This is a genomic window from Corynebacterium sp. HMSC034E11 (assembly GCF_001835905.1).
GTDB lineage: Bacteria > Actinomycetota > Actinomycetes > Mycobacteriales > Mycobacteriaceae > Corynebacterium > Corynebacterium coyleae.
On record NZ_KV826415.1, the window covers coordinates 139,587 to 161,840 of the forward strand.

General features: G+C 62.4%; 26 protein-coding genes. 3 read left to right on the forward strand and 23 right to left on the reverse strand.

Going from position 1 to position 22,254, the window contains the following annotated elements; genetic code table 11:
* Positions 1 to 15: 15 nt before the first annotated feature.
* Positions 16 to 1,539 (reverse strand): IMP dehydrogenase, encoded by a 1,524-nt coding sequence (guaB, locus tag HMPREF2690_RS12290; RefSeq protein ID WP_070820714.1) that lies wholly within the window; start codon positions 1,537 to 1,539, stop codon positions 16 to 18.
* A gap of 124 nt (positions 1,540 to 1,663) precedes the next feature.
* Between guaB and HMPREF2690_RS09030 the strand changes: the two genes are divergently transcribed.
* Positions 1,664 to 2,035, forward strand: a complete 372-nt coding sequence (locus tag HMPREF2690_RS09030) for a DUF5319 domain-containing protein (protein WP_070422774.1) — start codon at positions 1,664 to 1,666, stop codon at positions 2,033 to 2,035.
* Here HMPREF2690_RS09030 and HMPREF2690_RS09035 read toward each other — a convergent pair whose 3' ends face one another.
* Positions 2,036 to 2,920, reverse strand: coding sequence for a hypothetical protein (locus tag HMPREF2690_RS09035; protein ID WP_070820715.1), 885 nt, complete (start codon positions 2,918 to 2,920; stop codon positions 2,036 to 2,038).
* Positions 2,910 to 3,509 (reverse strand): sigma-70 family RNA polymerase sigma factor, encoded by a 600-nt coding sequence (locus HMPREF2690_RS09040; protein ID WP_224213064.1) that lies wholly within the window; start codon positions 3,507 to 3,509, stop codon positions 2,910 to 2,912. Before HMPREF2690_RS09040 ends, HMPREF2690_RS09035 begins: the two co-directional genes overlap by 11 nt.
* Positions 3,510 to 3,743: 234 nt before the next feature.
* On the opposite strand from HMPREF2690_RS09040, the gene HMPREF2690_RS09045 reads away from it, so the two are divergent.
* On the forward strand, positions 3,744 to 4,052 hold the full coding sequence (locus tag HMPREF2690_RS09045) for a WhiB family transcriptional regulator (RefSeq protein ID WP_070422772.1): 309 nt from the start codon (positions 3,744 to 3,746) through the stop codon (positions 4,050 to 4,052).
* Between the two features lie 80 nt (positions 4,053 to 4,132).
* Here HMPREF2690_RS09045 and groL read toward each other — a convergent pair whose 3' ends face one another.
* From groL to HMPREF2690_RS09095, 10 genes are all read right to left on the reverse strand, one after another.
* Positions 4,133 to 5,743, reverse strand: a complete 1,611-nt coding sequence (groL, locus tag HMPREF2690_RS09050) for a chaperonin GroEL (protein ID WP_070422771.1) — start codon at positions 5,741 to 5,743, stop codon at positions 4,133 to 4,135.
* A gap of 10 nt (positions 5,744 to 5,753) precedes the next feature.
* Positions 5,754 to 6,053, reverse strand: coding sequence for a co-chaperone GroES (gene groES, locus HMPREF2690_RS09055; protein ID WP_070422770.1), 300 nt, complete (start codon positions 6,051 to 6,053; stop codon positions 5,754 to 5,756).
* Between the two features lie 143 nt (positions 6,054 to 6,196).
* On the reverse strand, positions 6,197 to 6,649 hold the full coding sequence (locus HMPREF2690_RS09060; RefSeq protein WP_070422769.1) for a hypothetical protein: 453 nt from the start codon (positions 6,647 to 6,649) through the stop codon (positions 6,197 to 6,199).
* A 75-nt stretch (positions 6,650 to 6,724) separates the two neighbouring features.
* Positions 6,725 to 7,768 carry a tRNA (adenosine(37)-N6)-threonylcarbamoyltransferase complex transferase subunit TsaD gene (gene tsaD / locus HMPREF2690_RS09065; RefSeq protein WP_070422768.1) on the reverse strand — a complete coding sequence of 348 codons (1,044 nt, stop codon included), beginning with the start codon at positions 7,766 to 7,768 and terminating at the stop codon, positions 6,725 to 6,727.
* 3 nt (positions 7,769 to 7,771) lie between these two features.
* Positions 7,772 to 8,236 carry a ribosomal protein S18-alanine N-acetyltransferase gene (gene rimI, locus HMPREF2690_RS09070; protein ID WP_070482471.1) on the reverse strand — a complete coding sequence of 155 codons (465 nt, stop codon included), beginning with the start codon at positions 8,234 to 8,236 and terminating at the stop codon, positions 7,772 to 7,774.
* Positions 8,236 to 8,874, reverse strand: a complete 639-nt coding sequence (gene tsaB, locus HMPREF2690_RS09075; protein WP_070422766.1) for a tRNA (adenosine(37)-N6)-threonylcarbamoyltransferase complex dimerization subunit type 1 TsaB — start codon at positions 8,872 to 8,874, stop codon at positions 8,236 to 8,238. Before tsaB ends, rimI begins: the two co-directional genes overlap by 1 nt.
* Positions 8,874 to 9,377 (reverse strand): hypothetical protein, encoded by a 504-nt coding sequence (locus HMPREF2690_RS09080; protein ID WP_070482475.1) that lies wholly within the window; start codon positions 9,375 to 9,377, stop codon positions 8,874 to 8,876. The genes tsaB and HMPREF2690_RS09080 overlap by 1 nt, the downstream gene beginning before the upstream one ends.
* A gap of 10 nt (positions 9,378 to 9,387) precedes the next feature.
* Positions 9,388 to 9,855 (reverse strand): tRNA (adenosine(37)-N6)-threonylcarbamoyltransferase complex ATPase subunit type 1 TsaE, encoded by a 468-nt coding sequence (gene tsaE / locus HMPREF2690_RS09085; protein ID WP_083284743.1) that lies wholly within the window; start codon positions 9,853 to 9,855, stop codon positions 9,388 to 9,390.
* Positions 9,856 to 10,941 (reverse strand): alanine racemase, encoded by a 1,086-nt coding sequence (alr, locus tag HMPREF2690_RS09090; protein WP_070820772.1) that lies wholly within the window; start codon positions 10,939 to 10,941, stop codon positions 9,856 to 9,858.
* 19 nt (positions 10,942 to 10,960) lie between these two features.
* A complete protein-coding gene (locus tag HMPREF2690_RS09095) occupies positions 10,961 to 11,620 on the reverse strand; it encodes a GAP family protein (protein WP_070422763.1) in 660 nt (219 codons plus the stop codon).
* 75 nt (positions 11,621 to 11,695) lie between these two features.
* On the opposite strand from HMPREF2690_RS09095, the gene HMPREF2690_RS09100 reads away from it, so the two are divergent.
* The gene (locus HMPREF2690_RS09100; protein ID WP_070450566.1) at positions 11,696 to 12,550 is read left to right on the forward strand and encodes a dienelactone hydrolase family protein; all 855 of its coding nucleotides are present in this window, start codon (positions 11,696 to 11,698) and stop codon (positions 12,548 to 12,550) included.
* Positions 12,551 to 12,584: 34 nt separating this feature from the next.
* Here the strand turns inward: HMPREF2690_RS09100 and HMPREF2690_RS09105 are convergent, their stop codons facing one another.
* The 10 genes from HMPREF2690_RS09105 to eccCb form a co-directional block, all read right to left on the reverse strand.
* Complete coding sequence (locus HMPREF2690_RS09105) at positions 12,585 to 12,830, reverse strand: hypothetical protein (protein WP_141739346.1); 246 nt, start codon at positions 12,828 to 12,830, stop codon at positions 12,585 to 12,587.
* Between the two features lie 54 nt (positions 12,831 to 12,884).
* On the reverse strand, positions 12,885 to 13,907 hold the full coding sequence (locus tag HMPREF2690_RS09110) for a hypothetical protein (RefSeq protein WP_070820716.1): 1,023 nt from the start codon (positions 13,905 to 13,907) through the stop codon (positions 12,885 to 12,887).
* Positions 13,904 to 14,221: a hypothetical protein gene (locus tag HMPREF2690_RS09115; RefSeq protein ID WP_070450572.1), complete on the reverse strand. Its 318-nt coding sequence runs from the start codon at positions 14,219 to 14,221 to the stop codon at positions 13,904 to 13,906. The genes HMPREF2690_RS09110 and HMPREF2690_RS09115 overlap by 4 nt, the downstream gene beginning before the upstream one ends.
* A gap of 103 nt (positions 14,222 to 14,324) precedes the next feature.
* The gene (gene glmM, locus HMPREF2690_RS09120; RefSeq protein WP_070820717.1) at positions 14,325 to 15,668 is read right to left on the reverse strand and encodes a phosphoglucosamine mutase; all 1,344 of its coding nucleotides are present in this window, start codon (positions 15,666 to 15,668) and stop codon (positions 14,325 to 14,327) included.
* A 135-nt stretch (positions 15,669 to 15,803) separates the two neighbouring features.
* Complete coding sequence (rpsI, locus tag HMPREF2690_RS09125; protein WP_070422757.1) at positions 15,804 to 16,343, reverse strand: 30S ribosomal protein S9; 540 nt, start codon at positions 16,341 to 16,343, stop codon at positions 15,804 to 15,806.
* Complete coding sequence (gene rplM / locus HMPREF2690_RS09130; RefSeq protein WP_070422756.1) at positions 16,343 to 16,786, reverse strand: 50S ribosomal protein L13; 444 nt, start codon at positions 16,784 to 16,786, stop codon at positions 16,343 to 16,345. Before rplM ends, rpsI begins: the two co-directional genes overlap by 1 nt.
* Before the next feature lie 291 nt (positions 16,787 to 17,077).
* Positions 17,078 to 17,362, reverse strand: coding sequence for a WXG100 family type VII secretion target (locus tag HMPREF2690_RS09135; RefSeq protein WP_070422755.1), 285 nt, complete (start codon positions 17,360 to 17,362; stop codon positions 17,078 to 17,080).
* Positions 17,363 to 17,380: 18 nt separating this feature from the next.
* The gene (locus HMPREF2690_RS09140; protein WP_070422754.1) at positions 17,381 to 17,692 is read right to left on the reverse strand and encodes a WXG100 family type VII secretion target; all 312 of its coding nucleotides are present in this window, start codon (positions 17,690 to 17,692) and stop codon (positions 17,381 to 17,383) included.
* A gap of 103 nt (positions 17,693 to 17,795) precedes the next feature.
* Positions 17,796 to 18,779 carry a type VII secretion-associated protein gene (locus HMPREF2690_RS09145; protein ID WP_070482483.1) on the reverse strand — a complete coding sequence of 328 codons (984 nt, stop codon included), beginning with the start codon at positions 18,777 to 18,779 and terminating at the stop codon, positions 17,796 to 17,798.
* The gene (eccCb, locus tag HMPREF2690_RS09150) at positions 18,780 to 22,250 is read right to left on the reverse strand and encodes a type VII secretion protein EccCb (protein ID WP_371326024.1); all 3,471 of its coding nucleotides are present in this window, start codon (positions 22,248 to 22,250) and stop codon (positions 18,780 to 18,782) included. It lies immediately after the preceding gene.
* Between the last annotated feature and the right edge of the window lie 4 nt (positions 22,251 to 22,254).

Genomic DNA, 22,254 nt, shown 5'->3' on the forward strand with positions numbered 1-22,254 from the left:
GTTGTGCTGGTTCTCCTACTGGCGGTAGTTCGGTGCCTCGACGGTCTGCGTGATGTCGTGCGGGTGGGACTCACGCAGGCCCGCGGTGGTGATCTGGACGAACTGCTTGGTCTGCAGCTCCTCGATAGTGGATGCGCCTGTGTAGCCCATCGCGGCGCGCAGACCGCCAACGATCTGGTGGGTGATGGAATCCAGGTCACCGCGGAACGGCACGCGCCCCTCAATGCCTTCCGGCACGAGCTTGTCCTCGCTTGCCACATCCGCCTGGAAGTAACGGTCCTTGGAGAAGGAACGCTTCTCACCAGTCAGTCCACGGCCCTGCATTGCACCCATGGAGCCCATGCCGCGGTAACGCTTGTACTGCTTGCCGCCGACAACAACAATGTCGCCTGGCGCTTCCGCCGTGCCCGCCAACATGGAGCCGAGCATGACGGTGGATGCGCCGGCAGCCAATGCCTTAGCCACGTCGCCAGAGAACTGCATGCCACCGTCGGCAATGATCGGCACACCTGCAGCCTTCGCCGGCACGGCCGCCTCGAGGATGGAGGTAATCTGCGGTGCACCAACACCTGCAACCACGCGGGTGGTGCAGATAGAGCCCGGACCGATACCGACCTTGATGGCGTCTGCGCCAGCGTCGATCATGGCCTTCGCAGCGCTACGGGTAGCCAAGTTGCCACCGACAACGTCGACGCGGTCGCCGAATTCCTTCTTCACACGAGAGACCATCTCAAGTACACGGTTGTTGTGTGCGTGCGCGGAGTCAACAACGAGCGCGTCTACGCCCGCCTCAACGAGCAGACCAGCGCGCTCAAATGCGTCCTCACCGGTACCGACGCCAGCAGCGACAAGTAGACGGCCGTTCTCATCCTTCGAGGCGTTCGGGTACTGCTCACTCTTGACAAAGTCCTTCACCGTGATCAGACCGGCAAGCTTGCCTTCGGAGGTCACAATCGGAAGTTTCTCCACCTTGTTGGCGGATAGCAGATCGAGCGCTTCCTTCTTGTCCACACCCTCCTGCGCTACAACCAGCGGCATCGGGGTCATGACCTCTGCAACCTTGCGCTGAGCATCCGGCTCGAAGCGCATGTCGCGGTTGGTAATGATGCCAACAAGACGGTCAGAACCGTCAACTACAGGAAGGCCCGAGATGCGGAAACGGGCGCACAGCGCATCGACGTCGGCGATGGTCATATCGGGGGCGGCGGTAACCGGGTTAGTCACCATGCCGGATTCCGAGCGCTTGACCACATCGACGTGCTCCGCCTGGTCCTGAGCGCTCAAGTTACGGTGCAGCACACCGATACCGCCCTGGCGCGCCATCGCGATCGCCATACGGGATTCGGTCACTGTGTCCATCGCCGCCGAAATAATCGGCATGCCGAGACGGATATTGCGGGTGAACTGGGCTTCGGTGCTCACCTCAGATGGAACAATGTGGGACTCCGCCGGAAGCAGCAGCACGTCATCAAACGTCAGCCCCCTCAGCGCCACCTTGTTCGGATCGTCGCCACCCGTCCATACTCGTGTCTCAGACATCGACATGTTCTCCTCTCCCGCGCGATTGTTTTCAGCAATGATATAACGTCGCACAAGCTCTGGGGCTATGCGGGGATGACGCCCTGATTGGCCTAGCAAGCGGCCACTTAATAGGCTGGGCACCGTGAATTACGACGACATGATGCCGCTGGACCCGTTCGCGGACGACCCAAACGATCCGGCGTCGTTCATCGAAGACGATGAGATCGTGGAGCCCCTCTCCCCTGAGGAGCGCGTCGCCGTCATCCAGGACCTTGCACACGTACGCGACGCACAACGCATGTTAAAGCCGCGCGGAATTTTGGGCATCCATTTCCTGTGCGAGGACTGCGACCAAATGCACTACTACGACTGGGAGATCATGGAGCAAAACATGATCGCCACCCTCAACGGGGAACTTCCCCCGGTGCATGAGCCCAGCGCGCAACCGAACGTCACTGCGTACGTTCCGTGGGATTACGCGATGGGCTACCTCGATGGTCTCGAGGCACGCTAGCTAGAAATTTTCCGACGAGCCCGCCCCGCCCGGCACTACCGGCGCGGGCGTTGCTGCGTACCGCGATGCAGAATCAACTGGGTTCGACGGGACATTATCGCGGACCGTCGGCCGTGCTGGCGGCTGATCTCCTGGGATCGGAGTTTGCTCGCGCGAATCGGACGGCTCCACCACCGTCGGTCGCGGTTGCTCCTGCGGCTGGCGCGGCGGCAAGCTCCCGTTCGAAGGCGCCACGGCATCCGACCCCGGCGCCGGTGCCCCAGCCGGCGGCTGCGCATTCTCCGGAGCAGGCGCAGGGTTCTGCTCCGGCGCCGGCGCAGGCTGCTGCACGCTCGGCGGAACTTCAACTTCATGGACCTCCACCACAGTCGTGGTTTCAGTAACCGTGCGTGGCGCTGGTTGCACTACGTCTTCACCGTTACGCGCCTCACGCATCTTGATACCTGCCATAAGCCCCCTAGCCTGCTCAAGCAGGCTTCGGGCGGCCTCCATATCCCCGCTTTGGTTCGCTGCCTCCAGCTCGTCGAGCGTGGTTGCCAACTCCACCATCGTGGTTTCGTTCGCGGAGCTCTGCGTGCCATACACCGCAGCGCCAGTGCCGACGATAGCCACAGACGCAGCTGCAGCACCAACCACACCTGCGACCCATGGGTTGGCGGTCCGGCGGCGCGCGCGGACGTCGTCAAGCGATGCAACCGGCGCAACCGGGATCACCGTGGGAGCCGCTGGCATCGGGCGATCGACGTCCTGCTTTAGTCCAAGCAGCGCCGCAGCCAGTGGGTCACTGCCGTCACTGGGGTCTACACCACTCGAAAGCGCATCAAGAAACGCATCGTCGCGAACGTACTCTTCTCCAAAGTCGCCGCCACCAAAATCACGCGTCATGGCCTGAATGGTCTCCTTCCAACTGCTCACGCAACTTGGACAGCGCCCTATGCTGCGCGACACGCACCGCACCTGGAGTACTGCCCACTACCTCTGCCGTTTCTTCCGCCGAGAGGCCCACAAACACTCTCAGAATCACAATGTCGCGAGCCTTATCACTTAATGAATCGAGTAATGCGCGAACTTCGTTACTTCCGTCTGCAACAACGGCTGCATCCTCCGGCGTGAACGCAACAACCTCCTGGTCAGGGACATCTTCAGTAGGCGTTGTCTTGTCACGCACCAGGCTGCGGTGCGCATCGGCGACCTTGTTAAACGCAATGCCGTACACAAACGCCATGAACGGCCGCCCGGTATCCACGTAGCGGTCAATGGACGTCGCTACCGCCAAGCAGATCTCCTGAGCGACGTCCTCCGCAGTCGGCATGCGCCCGCCTCCAATGCGCGCCCTGGCGTAGCGCAGCACCCGTGGATGGACGATGGCAATCACACGCTGGAGAGCACGCGCATCCCCTTCGGCGGCACGTGGAACGAGGGTGACAAGTTCATCTTCCTCGTCACCCGCTGTCGCGCCGGTATTGCCAATCACAAGCAAACACTATAAACACCCATTCCCCCGCCATATGAGTTACCGACGCGTATTCAAGAATTCACCAACCTTTAACTCTTGCCATTTTCCCTACTAATTGCGCTTTTATTCACAAGAACGTCCGAGAAACACCCGTGCCGTAACCGCGCGGCAACCCTCTGTTCACCCACCGCCGGAACACTGCACTGCTGGTTGTGTACATCGCGTTTTCCACGGCAAAGGAGATCTCACACCATGACGTTGCCACAGCAACTCCCCGGCCCCAATGCAGACTTTTGGGATTGGCAGCTTCACGGCGCCTGCCGAGGCGAAGCCTCGGAAATCTTCTACCACCCCGAGGGTGAGCGGGGCCGCGCCCGCACGCAGCGTGAGAATCGAGCGAAGGCTATTTGCTTCAACTGCCCGGTGCTTACCCAGTGCCGCGAGCATGCCCTGCGTGTGGCCGAGCCCTATGGCATCTGGGGCGGCATGAGTGAATCTGAGCGCTCCACTGCCCTGCGCCGCGGCCTTGGCAGCGTGAAGTACGTCGCCGCCGTCAAGTAAGCGCACGACCGAAGAATCACGCCAAAAGAAAAACAGTGCCCTACCGAAGTGGGGCACTGTTTTAGCGTATCGACGACACCCTAGTGGGCGTGTGCGTGACCTTCCTCGCCTTCTTCGGCCGGCTTGGTCACCACGGATACCTCCGTGGTCAGCACCATGCGAGCCACGGATGCGGCGTTGACCACAGCGTTGTGGGTCACCTTCACCGGGTCGATGATGCCCTGGTCGATGAGGTTGCCGTACTCGAGCGTGGCGGCGTTGAAGCCCTCGCCGTTGTTCATCTCGGCAACCTTGGACACGACGACAGCGCCGTCGAGGCCCGCGTTGTCAGCGATCCAGAATGCCGGCTTGGACAGTGCACGTGCCACTGCCAGCACACCGGTCTTCTGCTCGCCTTCGAAGCCTTCAGCAAACTCCTCGAGCTGCTTGGCAATCTGCACCAGTGCGGAGCCGCCGCCGGCGATGATGCCTTCCTCTGCTGCCGCGCGGGCAGCGTTGATGGCGTCCTCGACGCGGAGCTTGCGCTCGTTTTGTTCGGTCTCGGTCGCTGCACCGACGCGCAGCACCGCGACACCACCGGAAAGCTTGGCCAAGCGCTCCTCGGCCTTTTCCTTGTCCCAGGTGGAATCCGTGGTTTCGATCTCGCGGCGGATCTGCTCGCGGCGCTCCTCGACTGCCTCTGCGGTGCCGGCACCGTCGACGATGACCGTGTCGTCCTTCGTCGTGGTTACGCGGCGTGCGGAGCCAAGGTGGTCCAGGGTGGCGTCCTTGAGGTTGATGCCAACCTCTGGGTCGATGACGGTCGCGTCGGTGACAACAGCAAGGTCATCCATGAACGCCTTGCGGCGCTCGCCGAAGTACGGCGACTTCACAGCAACGACCTTGATCACCTTGCGGATCGCGTTGACAACGAGAGCCTGCAGCGCCTCGCCTTCGATGTCCTCGGCCACGACGAACAGCGGCACCGACTCCGATGCAACCTGCTCAAGCAGCGGGAGGAAATCCGGCAGAGAGGAGATCTTGCCGCGTACGAGCAGCACGCGGGCGTCCTCAAGCACGGCCTGGCCGGCATCCGGATCGGTCATGAAGTACGGGGAGAGGAAGCCCTTATCAAAGGAAATACCCTCAGTCAGATCCACGTAGGAATCAATGGACTGAGACTCCTCGACGGTAAGCACACCGTCTTTGCCCACCTTCTCCATGGCACCTGCGACCATCTCACCAACCTCAGGGTCGCGAGAGGACACGGTGGCCACGTTGGCGATCTCAGCGGACGACTTCACGTCGGTCGCGCGAGCCTTGAGCTCCTCGACGACCTTGTCGGCTGCCGCCTTGATGCCCTTATTCAGCTCGATCGGGTTCGCACCAGCAGCCACGTTGCGCAGCCCTTCGGCGACGAGCGCCTGGGCGAGCAGCGTTGCGGTGGTGGTGCCGTCACCTGCAATGTCGTTGGTCTTGACTGCGACGGACTTCACCAGCTGCGCACCGAGGTTCTCAAACGGATCCTCAAGGTCAATGTCGCGGGCGATGGTCACGCCGTCGTTGGTGACGGTCGGGCCGCCCCAGGACTTTGCAAGCACAACGTTGCGGCCACGGGGACCGAGGGTGACCTTCACCGCGTCGGCGAGCGTGTTCACGCCGCGCTGGATGCCCTCGCGAGCTTCCTGATCAAATGCGATGAGTTTTGCCATAGCGTTTTACTTACTTCTCGACGACGGCCAGCAGGTCACGAGCGGACAGCAGGAGGAACTCCTCGCCGCCGTACTTCAGCTCGGTGCCGCCGTACTTGGAGAAGATAACCGTGTCGCCTTCCTTCACATCCACGGCGATGCGGTTGCCGTTGTCGTCGAGACGACCCGGGCCAACAGCGATGACGACGGCTTCCTGCGGCTTTTCCGCCGCGGAATCCGGAATAACCAGGCCGGAGGCGGTGGTGGTTTCAGCCTCAGCGATCTGGACGAGGACCTTGTCCTCCAGCGGCTTGATGTTGACGTTTGCCATGATCAAAAACCTTTCATTGGTGAATGATTCAATAGTTCAGGTCTCACGAGGCGCAGCCGTCGTCGCGGGTGAACAACTGTGCTTCACACAACCTGCCTTAGCACTCTACCTATGAGAGTGCCAGCCAACAACACTGGTGGCGTTTAGCGGTTTTTCACCGCGTTACGCCACAGCTCGAACTCTTCGGGATTGTCGTTGCGGAAGTTTTCCACCGCACGGATCGCGTTGACAACCTCTTCGACCGTGCCTTCGCTGATGCTGCCGCCCCCGCGCGCCGCGAAGATCACCGGCCCGCAGATCGACCGGGTGGGATCCGTAAGAAACTCCGGGGTGTCCGTCTCTGCAGTGTTACGCGCAAGGGACGCAACAGGGTTCGGCTCCGCTCCGACAATTCCAGCGTCAACCCGGTAAATCGCGTGGAACCGGTTGCCGTCGCGGTCAAACGCCACTTCCACAACTCCATCGGTTCCGCCACCGAGCATCTCGCGCGCAGAGTCCTCATCGAACACGATGCGACGGTACGTCAGATCTGGGTTGACGAGCAGCCCGAAGCGTTCGCGTTCGGCCTGCTCTTGGCTAAATTGCTCGGTGGTCACGGAGGATTTCCTTTCACGGGATACAGTTCAGGTGCTCAATGTAGCCCCTCCCTGGTGACCTCGCTCGGCGAGCGATTACACGAGCGGAACCTCTACCTCGAGCGACGTGTCCGTGCCTACACCCAAATCAGACGGCGTGGCCCCTTCGTGGATGAGCTGACCCGCAAGCGCTGCGATCATCACACCGTTGTCGGTGCAGAGTTTGAACCGTGGCACACGCAGTTCGATGCCGCGGTCGTCGCAACGCTGCTGCGCGAGTTCACGAAGACGACTGTTGGCCGCCACACCCCCGCCGAGCAGCAGGGTGTTCGCGCCGGTGTCCTCGCAGGCCATGATCGCCTTGGCGGTAAGCACGTCGCAGACTGCCTCCTGGAAGGACGCGCACACGTCCTCCAGCGAGATCACGCGGCCCTCACGCTCGGCGGCCTCAACGTGGCGCGCGACCGCGGTCTTCAGCCCAGAGAACGAGAAGTTGTAACGGTGTTCGCCGCGCAGATCCTCCGCACGCGACAGCGCACGAGGGAAACGCACCGCATTCGGATCCCCCTGCGCAGCTAACTTGTCGACGACCGGACCACCCGGATAGCCCAACCCCAGAAGCCGGGCCACCTTGTCGTAGGCCTCACCAGCAGCGTCGTCGAGTGTGGTGCCGAGTTCCTTCATCGGCTTGCCTACCGCGTCGACTTCAAGCAGCTGCGTGTGCCCACCGGAGACCAGCAGCGCAATCGAGTGCGGCAGACTCTCCCCCTCGAGGTTGGCCACAGCGACGTGGCCGCCAAGGTGGTTCACGCCGTAAAAGGGCACGCCCCAGGCGGCGGCGTATGCCTTCGCGGCGGAAGCGCCAACCAGCAGTGCGCCTGCAAGACCGGGCCCGATCGTGGCTGCTACGGCATCTGGCTTCTCAATACCAGCGTCCGCCAGCGCCTTTTCCATCACCTGCGGCATCGCCTCCAAGTGTGCACGGGAGGCGATCTCCGGCACCACACCACCAAAGCGGGCGTGCTGTTCCATCGAGGACGCGACGACGTCGGCAAGGATTTCCATCGTGCCGTCGTCATGAAGGTTGATGATGCCTACGCCAGTCTCGTCGCAGGAGGACTCGATACCGAGGACAATCATTGCTTACACCCTTTCGCTCTTGCGCGGGCGCGTCATGGTGTACGCGTCCATGCCGGAGGCCTGATAGTAGTTCTTCCGCACGCCGGCGGTGAAAAACTCGAAACGTTTATACAGCGCGATCGCGGGCTCGTTATCCACCCGCACCTCAAGATAGACCGGACCATCCATGAGGTCAGCGGTGTGCATCATCTGGTCCATCAACGCCCGGCCCAGGCCGCGGCCCTGCTGTTCGGGGTCCACCCCGATGGTGTGGATTTCAAACTCTGGGTCGTCGCGCGGGCCCAGCATTGCAAGCCCCGCGTAACCAAGCATCCGGTCTGCTTCAAACGCACCGAGGTAAAACGTGTGGGGCGCAGCAATCTCTGAACGAAATGCTGCCTCCGACCACGGGTTATCCCCGGCGAACAGGACAGCCTCTATCGCTGCCGCCGCGGCCGCATCGCCGACTGTCAGTTCACGGAACTCCATCACGGCAGCGCGGGCGACTTCGGAGCTTGCTTCGGTGGCACCGCATCCGGCCGACGCAAATACAGCGGGACGAGAGGCTCCGGGGTGGCGCTCAGATCCGCCACAGCAACCAACCCAGCCGGGGCCGGCGCATGGTACGCAATAGTGCCTGCTACGACCGTGACCTGCTCTGCAAGGTTGTCGGGCACGCTCAGCACGTCCACCTGCTCCACTGGCAGATCCGCCGGCTTACATACCTCGGGGCCTGCAACACGGGCACCGTCGTTGTACCGGGCCCAGTACACCTCGCGGCGGCGGGCGTCGGTCACCACAAGCACATCGCCTTGGCGGTCTACCGCTACCGCATCGTGGGTGCATACCCCATGCACCGGAATGCCAAGCGCCTGGCCAAGCGCAGAGGCGGTGGCCATCCCGACACGCAAACCGGTAAACGGGCCCGGCCCGCAACCGACAACGATGGCGTCGAGGTCGGCGAAGGTGAGCGAGGCTTCGTCGAGAAGCACCTGCACTGTCGGCACAAGCTGCTCGTTGTGCGCACGCGTAGCAACGGTTGCCTCAGCAAGCGTTTTCGCCGCCTCGGTATCCACGACACCTGCGACCAAATCCGTAGTCGCCGTGTCGAGGGCGAGCACCAGCATTACTGGCCCATCCCCAGAGCCCACTGGCCCTTCGTGTTGTAGAACGGCATTGCGGTGTTCAGCGGGAAAGTCTCCGACTGCGGAACAGTGCAGATGTCGACCTTCTTCAACTCAACCGGGTCGATCAGGGCAGTCTCACCCTCCGCTGGGATCAGCAGCACGTAACCCATCTCGCCGTTGAGGTCCACATCCTCATCCGTCAGCGCGAAGGCTTCCTTCTTCGCCTTCACCAGCTCCTCCGGCTCGCCTGGGCACAGCGTGGTGTACCCCATGTACTCGTTTGCGTCGTACACCCTGGACGGGTCAACGAGCTGCGCGGCAACCATGTCGCCGCCCGGACGAGTCTGCGCCAGCGCACGCGTCAGCGAGTTCGTCGGCTTCACCTCATCCACTGCGTTCGAGCCGCGGGACTGCGGGATGAAGATGATCCCGATCAGGATCACCAACCACAGCACCGCCGCGAGAATGATCCAACCACGGGCTTTGCTACTCGTTTTCAGCATGGGTGTAAGCCTACATCCCCTCCACGACACGCCAGGAAACTATCCTGCCCTCAGTCTCCGCGAGAGTCTCCCGATCCAACTGCACCAAGATGTGGCGCGCCCCCAACTGCTCCATCAAACCGCCGCCCCATTCTGCGACCACCACGGCATCTTCCAACTCGGTATCCAGGTCGAGCGCATCGAGCTCACCCAGCGGATCGTCGCCGAGACGGTAGGCATCCACATGCACCAACGCAGGCCCACCCACAGTGGAAGCGTGTTGGCGCGCGATGACAAACGTCGGGCTGGTCACGCGCCCCTTCACCTGCATGCCACGCGCAATACCTTGTGTGAACGTGGTCTTGCCGGCGCCGAGCGGGCCATCCAGGATCACTAGATCCCCCGCCTCAAGTGCTGCGCCGAGCTCCTCACCAAGCTGCTGCGTATCGACGACCCCCTCACACACCCGCTTTCCTTCACACGCAAACGTGTCCTTCACTTACTCCTCCCCTACATAGGTGCGAAGCGTTCGGCCCTCCGGCGCGCAGACGACCTCGTAGTTAATCGTGCCGGCAGCCTTTGCCAGATCCGTCGCGCTGCGACCGTCGGCGCCGAAGATGACCGCCTCGTCGCCTGCCTGGACGTTGTGTTCGTTCGCGCCGAGCCACACCACAATCTGGTCCATGCTCACACGCCCAACCTGGGTGTAGGTCTGGCCATTGATGGCGATCTCCAACGCACCCTGCCAGCTACGGTGCACGCCGTCTGCGTAACCGGCCGGAATCACTGCGGTGTAGCCGTCCTCGGGCGCTTCCCAGGTGCGTGCGTAACTGGTTGCTTCGCCCTGCTTCATCGGCTTAACCGCGATGACCTGGCCCACCCACGTCATCGCCGGTTTCAGGTCGTGGTCAAGCCCCGCCACTGGTTCGAGCCCGTACAGGCTCACGCCCGGGCGCACCATGTCAAAGTGCAAATCTTTGCGCGTCCAAGTCGCTGGCGAGTTCGCCATGTGGTTTCGCTCCACACGCAATCCGGCCGCACGCGCCGCCTCGATCGCCTTGCGGAAGTTCTCCGCCTGGAAATCCGTGTAGGGGTCGACCGGGTTGTCGGCGCACGCCAGGTGCGTCATCAAACCAGCAACCTCAATCTTGCCGGCCTGCTCCGCCTCAAATGCCATCTTGAACGCCGCTTCCCACTCCGGTTCGTCGATACCGGAGCGGTGCATGCCCGTATCCACCATGAGGTAGACGGTGCGGTGCGTGGGTTCGTCGATAAGCAACTGCAAATGGGCAACACTCGGCGCGCCAAGATCGATGCCCTCCGGTAACTCCTCGTGGATACTCCACAACCAGGCGAGCACAGGCTTCTGTGTGACCTCACGGACACGACGAGCCTCAGCCAACGTGGCCACGCCGAACGCATCTGCGCCATTGCGATCCATCACCGGAACACACTTTTCGACGCCATGGTTATAGGCGTCCGCCTTCACCACACACATGAGTTTCGCCTCGCCTGCCTGCTCTTTCAGACGGCGAGTGTTGTGCGCAATCGCACCTAAATCAATCGTTGTACGGAGCGGAAACATACGCCCCATTGTGCACCACCTACAGCAGGTGCACGACACCCAGCACAGTCAGCATTACTGCCACAGCCCACGTCGCGGCTGCCGTCACCTGCTGCGGGTGGCTGCGCGCCCACGCAAACCCCCTGCCTGCGAGACTTTCAGAACGAGCGCGCACCAACCCGACCAGCAGCGCACACAGCGTTGGCAGCGACAACGCCACCGAGGCGTACAGCGGAATCGCCGCGTAACGCACCTGCGCGTCAATACCCGAGGCGGACAGCAACGCAAGCCCGCCGAAAAACGGTCCCGAGGTTGCGGACTGCACCAGCCCCAAGACAAAACCCGTCAGCACCGTCAGCGGACCGGGCGTGTTCAGGTGCTGCATGATCTTCTGCGTCAGCGCCTGGTTGTCACCGCCACGCATGGCAAGCACCGCCGTCAGCAAACCCGTTGCGATCAGCAGCACACCGAAGACAGGGCCGTTGACAAAACGTTCAACGGCGGAGCCCAACCCGTCGAAAATGACAAGCATCAGCAGCGCAAGCCCCGCCACCCCCAGCCAGTCACCGGCAATCAGCAACGATGTCGTCTTGGCGTAGCGGCCGTTTCCCCGTGGCACCGCAATTCCTACTGCAACGATGACCCCGATGAGCAGAAGGTTCACCGAATCGACGAATGCGAGCTGTAACGCGCCGAGCATCCTGCCTCCTGAGTAACCCCGCCTGCAACGATGGACTCACCCTAGTCCAGACAAGGATGCAGTAGGATCGTCGGCGTGTCTGCGAAGCTAAAGAAACTCTCTGACCTGTCCAAGCGTGGCCCCCACCGCGTCCTTGAAGGCGACTTGGGCTACACGGGCCTGCCCGGCAAGGTGTACACCCCTGCCGAGGGCAAGAACCTGCCCGCTGTCGCGTTCGGCCACGACTGGACGAAAGACATCGACGACTACCACGGCACACTGCGCCACCTGGCCAGCTGGGGCATCGCAGTCGCAGCACCCAACACCGAAACCGGGTTTAGGCCAGATCACCGTGGCTTTGCTGCAGACCTGGAGACGAGCCTGCAGATCCTCGCCGGCGTGCGACTAGGCAACGGCAACATCTCTGTCTCCCCAGGCAAACTCGGCATCGTCGGCCACGGCATGGGTGGTGGCGCCGCAGTGCTTGCGGCGGTAGACAACCCGAAGGTGAAGGCTGTGGCGACGGTGTACCCGGCAAACGTCGCACCGTCCGCGGTGGAAGCAGCCCGTGCGCTCTTCGCCCCCGGCATGGTCATCGGCCCCGGCGAGGACGGCGATTCCTTGTTCGACCCGGGCAACCCCGCAAAGCTTGCCTACAACTGGGCAGGCGATGTGGTCTACCGCGCGCCGAAGAAGGGCGATCAGCAGTCCTTCTCCGAAGACGGCATGATCAAGCGCATCCTCGGCTTGGGCAAGTCCGACCGCGCACTGCAGGAAACCGTGCGCGGCTTGCTCGTGGGCTACTTGCTGCACGTGCTAAACGACGAGAAGGCCTACGCCGGCTACGCGGAAGCCGACGCCGAAGGCTCTGGCGTGGTCTCCCTTTCTGGCGAGAAGCTCGCCAAGGCCGCGGGGCTGGCCCGCGACAACGCCGGTTTCTCCCTGTTCTAGGGCGGCGCGCTTCCGCGGGGTTCTCACTCGCGGGTTAGGCCTCTTCGCCCACGCCGGGCTGCTCCGGCGGAGTCCCCCGGGCCTGGCTTTGCAGCACCGCATGCACCTGCGCCCTTCTTGCGCGACGCGCCGCAGACACACGCGAGCGTTCCAAGGTGTAATCCCCACGCGGCGCGACCGGCTTCGGCCGTTCCATCGTCTCGCGCGCTCTGGCGTAGTGCTTCGCAGTTTGTTCCATCTTGTTCTGGTGCTCGCGCATCATGGCCTCAAAATCAGCCATGCGTTTTTGCGTCCTACGTTGGAACTGGAGCACAAACAACTCGTAATCCATTGGTTACCACTCCCCCGTTTTCTTCATTGCCCACGGATCCTGCCCGCCCTGAGCGCCTGATTGTGCCCCGTCTGCGCCACCTACGGAAGCAGCCGTTGTATCGACGTGCTGTGCCTTCTTCGGCGGTGGTGGCGGCTCTTGCACCTGCGACAGTTCTGGCGGTGGGGCGATAACCCCATCCTTAGTCGGTGTCGGTGCAGGTGCAGGCGGTGGCGGTGGCGTTGGCGCCGGTGCTGGAGCAGGTTTCGGTGCTGGTTTCGCCGGCGGTTCAGGCTCCGGCTTCGGTGCTTCCTCCGGCGGGCATTCCACCTCTCCTTGTGCGAGGTCGAGCTCAACGCCCAGCTTCAGCCCCACATCGACCGAGATATTCACGCCGGCGGCCACAGTGCCGACCGAGGAGCTTGCAACCGTGTCGCATGGTTTCTCCACCGCAGGCTCTGGCTGGGTTTGCGCCGCCTCACCAGTGCACTCGGCAATGCTGTCGAGGCACTCCCGGATCACCCCATTTCGGTCCGTGGTCGTTGCCGTTGCACACCGCAGCGCTTCGATGATCACCTCTACGGCGATCTCCACAATCTGAGTGATCCCGCAACGCTGCGCGATTTCGAACACACGGCGCGCAGGTTCCAAGATCGCACGAATCGCCATATCAGCTGAGCGCACGATCGCTTCTATCGCCGAAGAGCACTCTCCAATACGCTGGCCTACCTGCTTGACGTGTTCAAAGTGGTCGGTCTCGCGGGCTTCATTTCGGCACTCCCGATCCCGGATGCCCACCTCTTCAAACCATCCGCTGTTATCTGCCGTGCACGTGCGCGCTGGCGTATCCGGACGCTCACAACTCAACGCCAATTGCAAGCCGATCTGTGCGAACACCGAAAGGTCGAGCCCGTTGATACAGGAGGACTCGGACATCAACTCACCGGCAAGGCCTCGCACGGCATTGCGCTGGTGTTCTGGCACCTCAGGTGCAACCTCGACCGCTTCGACGAGGGTGCGGACATCATCTTGCACTGTCGGCATCATGGCTGCTCCACCCCCTCAAGTACCTCGGCTGCGAGTGCATCGGCGGCCACGATGTCGTCGGTAAGCGCGAGCACCTGCTCCCAGTTCTCGCTACGGACCTCTAAAAACCGCTTCGACGTACTGTGAAGCGCCTCAAGTGCCTCAGCAACACGCCGGCCTTGCTCCGCGAAGCCATCGCCGAAAGCAGACGGGTCCACCGTGATGCGCCTCGTGTCGAGGTCGTGCGCCGCAGCACGGTACGCGTTAATCGCGGCACCGTACTGCGTTCGAACATTGTCAACGTCAACGTCGACAGCACTGACATGTCGTGTCATTTCCCACCCCTGAAAAGATTCCAGTCCAACTATTTCTACTTAGTTAGACTCCCCCAACGCCCCGGCGGTTCCCTGCCGGGGCAAAAAACTTCTTACTCAGAAGTTACACGGCTGCGACGACCGCCGCGAGCTGTCCGGCAACCTTTCGTGCCTGTTCTTCCTCAGCTGCTTCCACCATCACGCGGAACAGCTCCTCGGTACCCGACGGACGCAGCAAGACACGACCGGTATCGCCCAGCTCCGCTTCAGCTTCGCGGATCGCGGCGGTAACGGATTCGTCGTCAAGAATGCGCGACTTGTCTGAGACCGGAACGTTGATCAGCGTCTGCGGCAGCACGGTCATCACACTCGCCAACTCAGCGAGCGACTTCCCGGTTTCAGCCATGCGTGCCATGAGCATCAGACCGGACAGCACGCCATCGCCGGTGGTCGCATGCTCCGGAACCACAATGTGGCCGGACTGCTCGCCACCCAAGGAGAAGTCGCCACGGTTGAGCTCTTCGAGGACATAACGGTCGCCCACTTTGGTCTCCCGCATCTCGATGCCCTCGCGCTTCATTGCCTGCTTCAGCCCCAGGTTGCTCATCACCGTGGCCACCAGCGTGTTGGAGCGCAACGAGTTGTTGTCGCGCATCGCGGTTGCCAGTACAGCCATGATCTGGTCGCCGTCGACAACATTGCCCTCGGCGTCCACAGCCAAGCAACGATCCGCGTCACCATCGTGCGCCAAACCAAGGTCCGCGCCGTGCTCAACCACTGCGCGCTGAATCTGCTCCATATGCGTGGAGCCTGCGCCGTCGTTGATGTTGTAGGCGTCGGGCTTGTTAAAGATCGCGGTCACGTCAGCCCCCGCTGCCGCATACGCCTTCGGGGCTACCTCGAACGCTGCACCGTTCGCGCAGTCCACCACAACCTTGATGCCCGACAGGTCGGTGCTTACCGCATCAGCCAGATGCGCCAGGTAGCGGCTCTGCGCATCTGGGGCCTCCTCAATCACACGGCCGATGCTGGTGCCGGTCGGGCCGGCTTCCTCCAGCTCGTCCATGGCGCGCTCAATCTCGTCTTCAATATCGTCCGGCAGCTTGTGACCACCAGCGGAGAAGAACTTGATCCCGTTATCCGGCATCGGGTTGTGGGAGGCGGAAATCATTACACCGATGTCTGCGCCGTAGTCGTCCGTAAGAAACGCCAGGCCAGGCGTCGGAATCACACCGACACGCAGCACGTCCACGCCCTTCGACGCCATGCCGGCTGCCATCGCTGCCGCCAGCATCTCGCCGGAGACGCGCGGGTCGCGCCCAATGAGCGCCACTGGGCGACGCTTCCCGGAGCGACGATCCTTCGTCAGCACCGTTGCCGCAGCCGCGCCGAGCTTCAACGCCAACGGCGCCGTCAACGCCTCATTGGCCAAGCCGCGAACACCATCAGTTCCAAACAATCGAGTCATGCCCACAATTATGCATGCTTGCTGCAATTGCTTATCGACGAACCCTCGCAACCGGTCCGCTCACCAACAACGACAGAAGAAACGGCAAACGCCGCCACCCGAAACCGGGCGACGGCGTGTGGAGTAAGCCAGCGATTAACGCTTGGAGTACTGCGGTGCGCGACGGGCCTTGTGCAGACCAGCCTTCTTGCGCTCCACGGCACGAGCGTCACGGGTGAGCAGGCCGGCCTTCTTCAGGGTCGGGCGCTCAGCCGGGTTGTAGATGTTCAGTGCGCGGGCAATAGCCAGACGCAGAGCACCGGACTGGCCGGTCGGGCCACCACCGGAGATGTTGGCCTTGATGTCGAACTGGCCCTCGCGCTCGAGCAGCGTCAGCGGGGTCAGGATGTCCTGCTGGTGCAGCTTGTTCGGGAAGTACTCCTCGAACTCACGGCCGTTGACTGTGATCTTGCCTTCGCCCTCGACGACGGTCACGCGAGCGATTGCGCGCTTACGACGACCAACAGTCTGGATCGGGCCCTCGTGCAGCGGTGCGACCTCAACGGTCTCCTCAGCAGCGTCAGCCTCCGGCGCAATTGCGTCACCGATGGTGTAGTTGAACTCCTCGGTTGCTGCGGTTGCGGCATCGATGTCGGTGTCGGCAGCGAGGTTGTCGTAGTTGTTCGGCTCGGTCATTACTGTGCCACCTGCTTAAACTCGTAGGTTTCCGGCTTCTGAGCAGCGTACGGGTGCTCGGAGCCGACGAAGACGTGCAGCTTCTTGATGGACTGGCGGGAGAGCTTGTTGTGCGGCATCATGCCCTTCACAGCTTCCTCGATCACGCGGTCCGGACGCTCGTCCAGTGCGCGGCCCAGGGTCATGGACTTCAGACCACCCGGGTAGCCGGAGTGGCGGTAACGCATCTCGCGATCGCGCTTGTTGGAGGAGATGTGGATCTTGTCGGCGTTGATCACGATGACGTGATCGCCGGTGTCAACGTTCGGTGCGAACTGCGGCTTGTGCTTACCGCGCAGCAGGTCTGCTGCGGTGGAAGCAAGCTTGCCCAGCACCACGTCGGTTGCGTCGATGACGTACCAGTTACGGGTCACGTCACCGCTCTTCGGGTGGTAAGTAGACATGCATGACTCCTTAAAGTCTGTCTAGATTGCTGCCGGCCATACTTCGCATGTTCCTCGACGGTTCCGGCGGCCGGTGGAGACCCGAAACGCGCGTCAGGCGGGACACACAGGGGTTAAACACTACGGCAATCTGGCCGCAAAACAAAAACGCCGCCGCAGGTGTTCCCCATAGTCACCTGCGGCGGCGTTTCCCCCGAGTCCCCCTTTTTCTTTTGTGGATGCGCCGGGGACGGGTCTGCCGCGCCCTATCCCCCGATGGTCGGCGTTGTCGCCCCGACGCAAGTCTGTTGGTTAGCCCCAGCTGTTCGCTGCAGCGTTGTTGACGGCCAACATGGTGGAGTTGCCATCTTCAACGGTCTGCGCGATCTGGGTGAGGATCTGGTTGAGGTCCTCTGCTGCCTGGTCCCACTTGGCTTGGTGTGCCTGGTAGGCGGTGGCGGCGGTACCTTCCCAGGTCTGGACCATGGGCTGGAGCATCTGCTTCAGTTCGGCCAGGTCGCCGTTGATGCGGGATGCGGATGCGCGCATATCTTCGGATGCGCCGGCGATCTGAGCGAAGTCGTATTTGATCTGCATGGTGGTTCCCCCTTGTGGTTAGAGTGCGAGTCCGCCAGCGAGCTGACGGAGGCTGTCGGTGTTGGTTGCGTCGGTGGACTCGTAGTGCTTCGCGTTGTCGCGAATGTTCGCGGAGATCGCGGTCAACGCCTCCGACAAACGCTTTTGAGCGTCGTCGTAGCGCATCATCAGGTCGTCGAAACTGCGCTGCGCGTTGCCCACCCAGTAGTTGCGAGTGGATTCGACTACCTGTTGGATGCGATCGATTTCACGGTTGACGTTTGCGTTGGTGTCGTCGGTACGGTCTGCGGCGGCGCGCATGACCTCCGCTTCAGTGGCGAACAGCTCCATGGTTTCCCCCTTGTGTGTTTAGGTTGGATGAACGGTGTGTGTTTGCCGTTCATATATCTGACTGACATTTGGTGCTTTCGGTTCCATCGAATTCAAAAGTTTTTCATGTCCGCATGTCAGCCCCCTTAAATTCAGCGGTTTCCATGGCCATTCGACACGTCGCGCGTTGCACTGTGGTGGGTTCATGGCGCGTGTGGCAGCCCACGAAAAGCTGGGTGGTGCCGTGCGGCCAGGTCTTCCAGAGCGCCTGCGATCCATCCGCGGCGCGCTCCAGGTAGGTCACCGAGGTGCCGTCCGTGTCCACAAGTTCTGTTTGCGGGTCCGCCTCAACATCGGCGAGGAGTTGCTCGGCCATAGTCTTGGCCGGTAATTGGTACAGCCTCTCGACGGCGATGTGGAGGCGGAAATTCGGATCATCGCCGGTTGCGCGCCACGTGCCATCGTCGGCCTCAAGCGCGAACCCGGCAGGCAGTTCCACTTGAAGGCCGTCTTGTTCAAGCAGGACGGTCTGCGGTGCTTCTTCGCGTATCGACGACTCCACCGCCACAGACGGCGTTGCCCCCGCCGCAGCTTCAGTAGCCGTCGGTGTCGCAATTGAACTGTCCGTGTTCGCTGCACTGCTGGCGCTGCCGGCACTGCCAACGCTGCCTTTCCAGACAACGTTGAAGATGACCACCGCACACACGACTGCGACTACCGCGACGACTGCGGCGATGATCCAGACGCCGATGTTTGACGAGCGGTTGTCCGCAATTGCCGCGAACGTGTCTGTCGGCGGGTCCCGTGGCGGATCCCACGGCGCAGGTGGCGCGGAGGGTGCGTTGAGCGAACGTGGCACGTCTGCCGGATCGGGACCAAGGAGTTCGGTGGTTAAGTCAATGTCGTAGTCCGCCAGGGCGTACTCGAGCTCGCGTAGGCGCGTGTCGTCTGCGGTGATGTGCACGTGTGCCCCGTCTGGGTTCGGCCCCAGCACAGTGCGGATCGTGTTCGCGATTTCACGGCTGCTTGGCGCGTCGAAGCGGTGGACGTCGGCCGCACCGGTGAACACGGTCGACGCATCGGTCGCGGTAATGCGCAGGTCTGTCATTTAGTCCCCCATATTCAGCATCGGCAGTTGGATCATGCCCTTCGGCTCGCCCTGTACGAGCGTTGCGCGCCCTGGTGGCTGCGGTGCCGGTCGGACGCCGAAGAGTGCACCTTCGTCCTTGGTGCCGTCCATAATCAGCACGTCTGGGTGAAGGTCTTTCACAGCGGCGAGGAACGGGCCAAACATGGCACGCCCAACACCGCCGAACTTGCGCGCCACCACGATGTGCAAGCCGATGTCACGTGCGTGGGGTAACAAGTCGATGATTGGGCGCAGTGGTTCGTCGCCGACCAGGTCGAGATCGTCGATGAGCAAGTAGAGCTCTGGGCCTGCCCACCAGGACCTGTCTGCCAGTTGGGCGGGTGTGACGTCGCTGCCCGGCAGTCGCGAGGTCAGCGTGGTGGCCAGCGAGCGCACCGCATCGGTGATCGCACTCGAGGAAGCTGCGTACGCCGCGACCATGTCGCTGTCCGCATGAGCCAGGTGTGCCCGGCGCGGGTCGCAGATCACCATGCGGGCTTGTTCGCGTGGCATCGCTGAAATAGCCGCAATCGTGCTGGCGATGAAGGCGGATTTGCCCGCGCCGCCTGCACCGATGGCCAGGATGTGGCCGGTGGAGTACAGCGGTGCAAGGTCCGCTCCGCCAATGCCGAGTGGGATGCGGGTGCCGTCGATAAGCGGTTGCGCGTCGACTCTTGCTGGCAGCACGCGCAGGCGTGGCACCGGCGTCTGGCTCGCCGCCTGGGCTGCGATGTGTGCGATGTCTTCGGCGCTGGTCAGCGCGACATGCATGACTTTGCCGTCCGGGGTGAGCGCACGTCCCGGCACGGCGGCGAGACGTTCTTGGGCCTTGCGGTCGATCAGCGAATCCATCGGCTCGGTCAGGCGCATCTCGATGCGGGTGCCGATGAGGTCGCGCACATTCGCGCGCACCGCGTTCCACCGCTGTGTGGTAATCAGCAGGTGCACGCGTGCCGCAGGGCCTTCGGAGGCGATTCGCGCCAAAGGATCACGCAGGTCTTCGAGTTTGGAATCGTTGGCCAGCAACGCATGCCAACCATCGACAACGAGCAGTGTCGCGCGCGAGGCAGGCGCATCCAGGAGTCCGGTGACCTCGTCGATAACACGACGCGTGCGTTCTTCATCCTTCACGTTCGCCACACCCGCCACGTGAGGCAGGGATTCGATGTCGCTGTAGTCGCCGCCGCCAGCGTTGATGATGTAAATCGCCACCTCATCGGTTGTGCGACACAGCGCTTGCTTGGCGACGATCGACCGCACCGCCATCGACTTCCCCGTCTGCGGCGCACCAGCAATGGCGGCATGCCCACCGGCACGGGAAAAGTCCACGGCGAAGGGGACTTGGAGTTGGCGATAGGGCTCGTCGACGAGGGCGATGGTGTCGTCGACAAGCGAAGAAAGCGCGAGAGTATCCGGCAACGGTGGCAGCCAGACCTGGTGGGCGCGCATGCTCCGGGTGGCGGCGACGTCGCGGGCTTTCTCCACAACGGCGTCGAACAGGGTTGTCGAATAGTCGGTATCGGTCACGGTTTGCGGAGCGATTTCTATCTCATCGCCGGTAAACACCCGCACTGTCGGGGTGTCGTCGGAGTGCGACAGCACCTGGCGGGTCAGCGGGCCGGAGACGTAAGAACCCCTAAAGCGAGTGAGTTCCATACCTGACTTGAGGTAACCCGAGCCCGGCTCACTGGGCAGTTCATAGGCATCCGGCACGCCGAGGACTTGGCGCGACTCCCCTGCGGAAAACGTCTTCAACCCGATGCGATACGACAAGTGGGAATCGAGCCCGCGCAGCTTTCCTTCCTCGAGCCGCTGCGAGGCGAGCAACAAGTGCGCACCAAGTGAGCGGCCCAGGCGCCCCACCGCGACGAAAAGGTCCGCGAAGTGCGGGTGTTGCGAGAGCAATTCTGAAAACTCATCGACGATGATCACCAGCGACGGCAGTGTGTGCCCAGCGCGGGTGTAGTCGGTGATGTTGGCAAAGTTGCCTGCGGCACGCAGCAGTTCCTGGCGGCGGTTCAACTCGCCGGAGATGGCATCAAACATGCGCTCGACCAGCACGGCCTCGTCTTCAAGGTTGGTAATCACAGCACTGGTGTGGGGCAGGTCCTCGCAGCCGAGGAAGGTTGCGCCGCCCTTGAAGTCCACAAGCACCAAGTTGAGCTCGTCCGGCGAGTGCGTTGCGGCAAGCGCAACAACGACTTCCTTAAGCAGTTCGGACTTACCACTACCGGTAGCTCCGATGCAGAGCCCGTGTGGGCCCATGCCACCGAGCGCTGATTCTTTGAAGTCCAGGTACACCGGCTGCCCATCGGGGGTCGCGCCGATGGGCACAACAAGCTTGTTGCGCATCCCCGGCCACATCGTGGTGGCATCGAGTGCATCCAGGTCCGTAATCCCCAGCATGGCAAGCAGATCGCCCGTGTCTTCACTCGCACCTTCTGGGCGTCGGTAGAACCCGAGGTGGCGAGCGATGAACTCCGCCTGCGCGTCAGTGAACGAGTCCGGAAGGCCGAGTTGCTCCATGCCCTGTTCGGTGACCGCAGCGAGCGTATCGGTGCACACGAGGTGGAAGGCATCCGGATCCACAAAGTAGTGCTCGTCCGGGTGGACGACAATCACACAGTCGGCGTCGGGGGCGTGGGGGTGCTCCACGGTGGCGTCGATAAGCACCACGCGAAAACGTGCATGTTCCGCGCGAGCGTGCGGCAGCCACTTCGCCCACGCGAATGGCGCGTCGATGCTGATCAACTCGGGCCCATGAAAGAACGCGAGTTGGCACACGATGGAACGCGCCACCTCATGCGCACCGGGACCAGCCAGGGTGACCGCGGGAAATGCATCGAGCTGCACAACAATCGGCATGCCGGGCACGGTGCTTACAGCAGCGACAGTGCGACGAAGACTCACCGCGCACACCGGGTCAAGGTCCTCTGGGCTTCCCGGATCCTCTACATCGACAGGCGTGCACAGCGCACCGCTGCCGGTCCCCAACCGGACGGTCAACGCCAGCGGTGACGCCGCAGTGCGCTCCCAAACCCGCTCCACCGGTGTCGCAGCAACAAGATCTGCCGGAGCCGGGTGCAACCCTGTCGCGTGCGCGCGCTGTTGCGCTGCGTTCGCGCGCGCCTTCCGGGTCAACGCATCCAGGTGGCGCAGGTACACCCGGCGCGTTTCGTTGATATCTCCCTGCCGATCTTGCGGATTGATCATGCCCAACAGTCCGAAAAGCATCATCAGCGGGAAGATCAACATCATTGGGCTCACAGTGCGTCCAGATGTCATCATCAGCGCCATCACCGCACCAACGGCAACCACCATCACAATTGGCAGCAAAATCTTGATCACCGGCTGCGTCTGTGGCTTTTGCGCTGTTGGGACTGGCTCTGCACGCAGTTGTCCTGTTGGCAGTGCCGGCACGTCAGGTGTGCCCGCAGTTGGTGCGAGCACAGCA

Bases quoted from the DNA above. Each gene is read 5' to 3' on its own strand.
- groL (WP_070422771.1), bottom strand. From the start codon at position 5,743: ATGGCAAAACTCATCGCATTTGATCAGGAAGCTCGCGAGGGCATCCAG.
- HMPREF2690_RS09080 (WP_070482475.1), bottom strand. From the start codon at position 9,377: ATGCTGAAAACGAGTAGCAAAGCCCGTGGTTGGATCATTCTCGCGGCG.
- glmM (WP_070820717.1), bottom strand. From the start codon at position 15,668: ATGACTCGATTGTTTGGAACTGATGGTGTTCGCGGCTTGGCCAATGAG.
- HMPREF2690_RS09145 (WP_070482483.1), bottom strand. From the start codon at position 18,779: ATGACAGACCTGCGCATTACCGCGACCGATGCGTCGACCGTGTTCACC.
- groES (WP_070422770.1), bottom strand. From the start codon at position 6,053: ATGGCAAACGTCAACATCAAGCCGCTGGAGGACAAGGTCCTCGTCCAG.
- rpsI (WP_070422757.1), bottom strand. From the start codon at position 16,343: ATGACCGAGCCGAACAACTACGACAACCTCGCTGCCGACACCGACATC.
- HMPREF2690_RS09045 (WP_070422772.1), top strand. From the start codon at position 3,744: ATGACGTTGCCACAGCAACTCCCCGGCCCCAATGCAGACTTTTGGGAT.
- tsaD (WP_070422768.1), bottom strand. From the start codon at position 7,768: ATGATTGTCCTCGGTATCGAGTCCTCCTGCGACGAGACTGGCGTAGGC.
- tsaB (WP_070422766.1), bottom strand. From the start codon at position 8,874: ATGCTGGTGCTCGCCCTCGACACGGCGACTACGGATTTGGTCGCAGGT.
- HMPREF2690_RS09105 (WP_141739346.1), bottom strand. From the start codon at position 12,830: ATGGCTGATTTTGAGGCCATGATGCGCGAGCACCAGAACAAGATGGAA.
- HMPREF2690_RS09115 (WP_070450572.1), bottom strand. From the start codon at position 14,221: ATGACACGACATGTCAGTGCTGTCGACGTTGACGTTGACAATGTTCGA.
- guaB (WP_070820714.1), bottom strand. From the start codon at position 1,539: ATGTCTGAGACACGAGTATGGACGGGTGGCGACGATCCGAACAAGGTG.
- rimI (WP_070482471.1), bottom strand. From the start codon at position 8,236: ATGGAGTTCCGTGAACTGACAGTCGGCGATGCGGCCGCGGCGGCAGCG.
- HMPREF2690_RS09035 (WP_070820715.1), bottom strand. From the start codon at position 2,920: ATGACGCGTGATTTTGGTGGCGGCGACTTTGGAGAAGAGTACGTTCGC.
- HMPREF2690_RS09135 (WP_070422755.1), bottom strand. From the start codon at position 17,362: ATGCAGATCAAATACGACTTCGCTCAGATCGCCGGCGCATCCGAAGAT.
- HMPREF2690_RS09140 (WP_070422754.1), bottom strand. From the start codon at position 17,692: ATGGAGCTGTTCGCCACTGAAGCGGAGGTCATGCGCGCCGCCGCAGAC.
- HMPREF2690_RS09095 (WP_070422763.1), bottom strand. From the start codon at position 11,620: ATGCTCGGCGCGTTACAGCTCGCATTCGTCGATTCGGTGAACCTTCTG.
- HMPREF2690_RS09110 (WP_070820716.1), bottom strand. From the start codon at position 13,907: ATGATGCCGACAGTGCAAGATGATGTCCGCACCCTCGTCGAAGCGGTC.
- rplM (WP_070422756.1), bottom strand. From the start codon at position 16,786: ATGTCTACTTACCACCCGAAGAGCGGTGACGTGACCCGTAACTGGTAC.
- alr (WP_070820772.1), bottom strand. From the start codon at position 10,941: ATGTTTCCGCTCCGTACAACGATTGATTTAGGTGCGATTGCGCACAAC.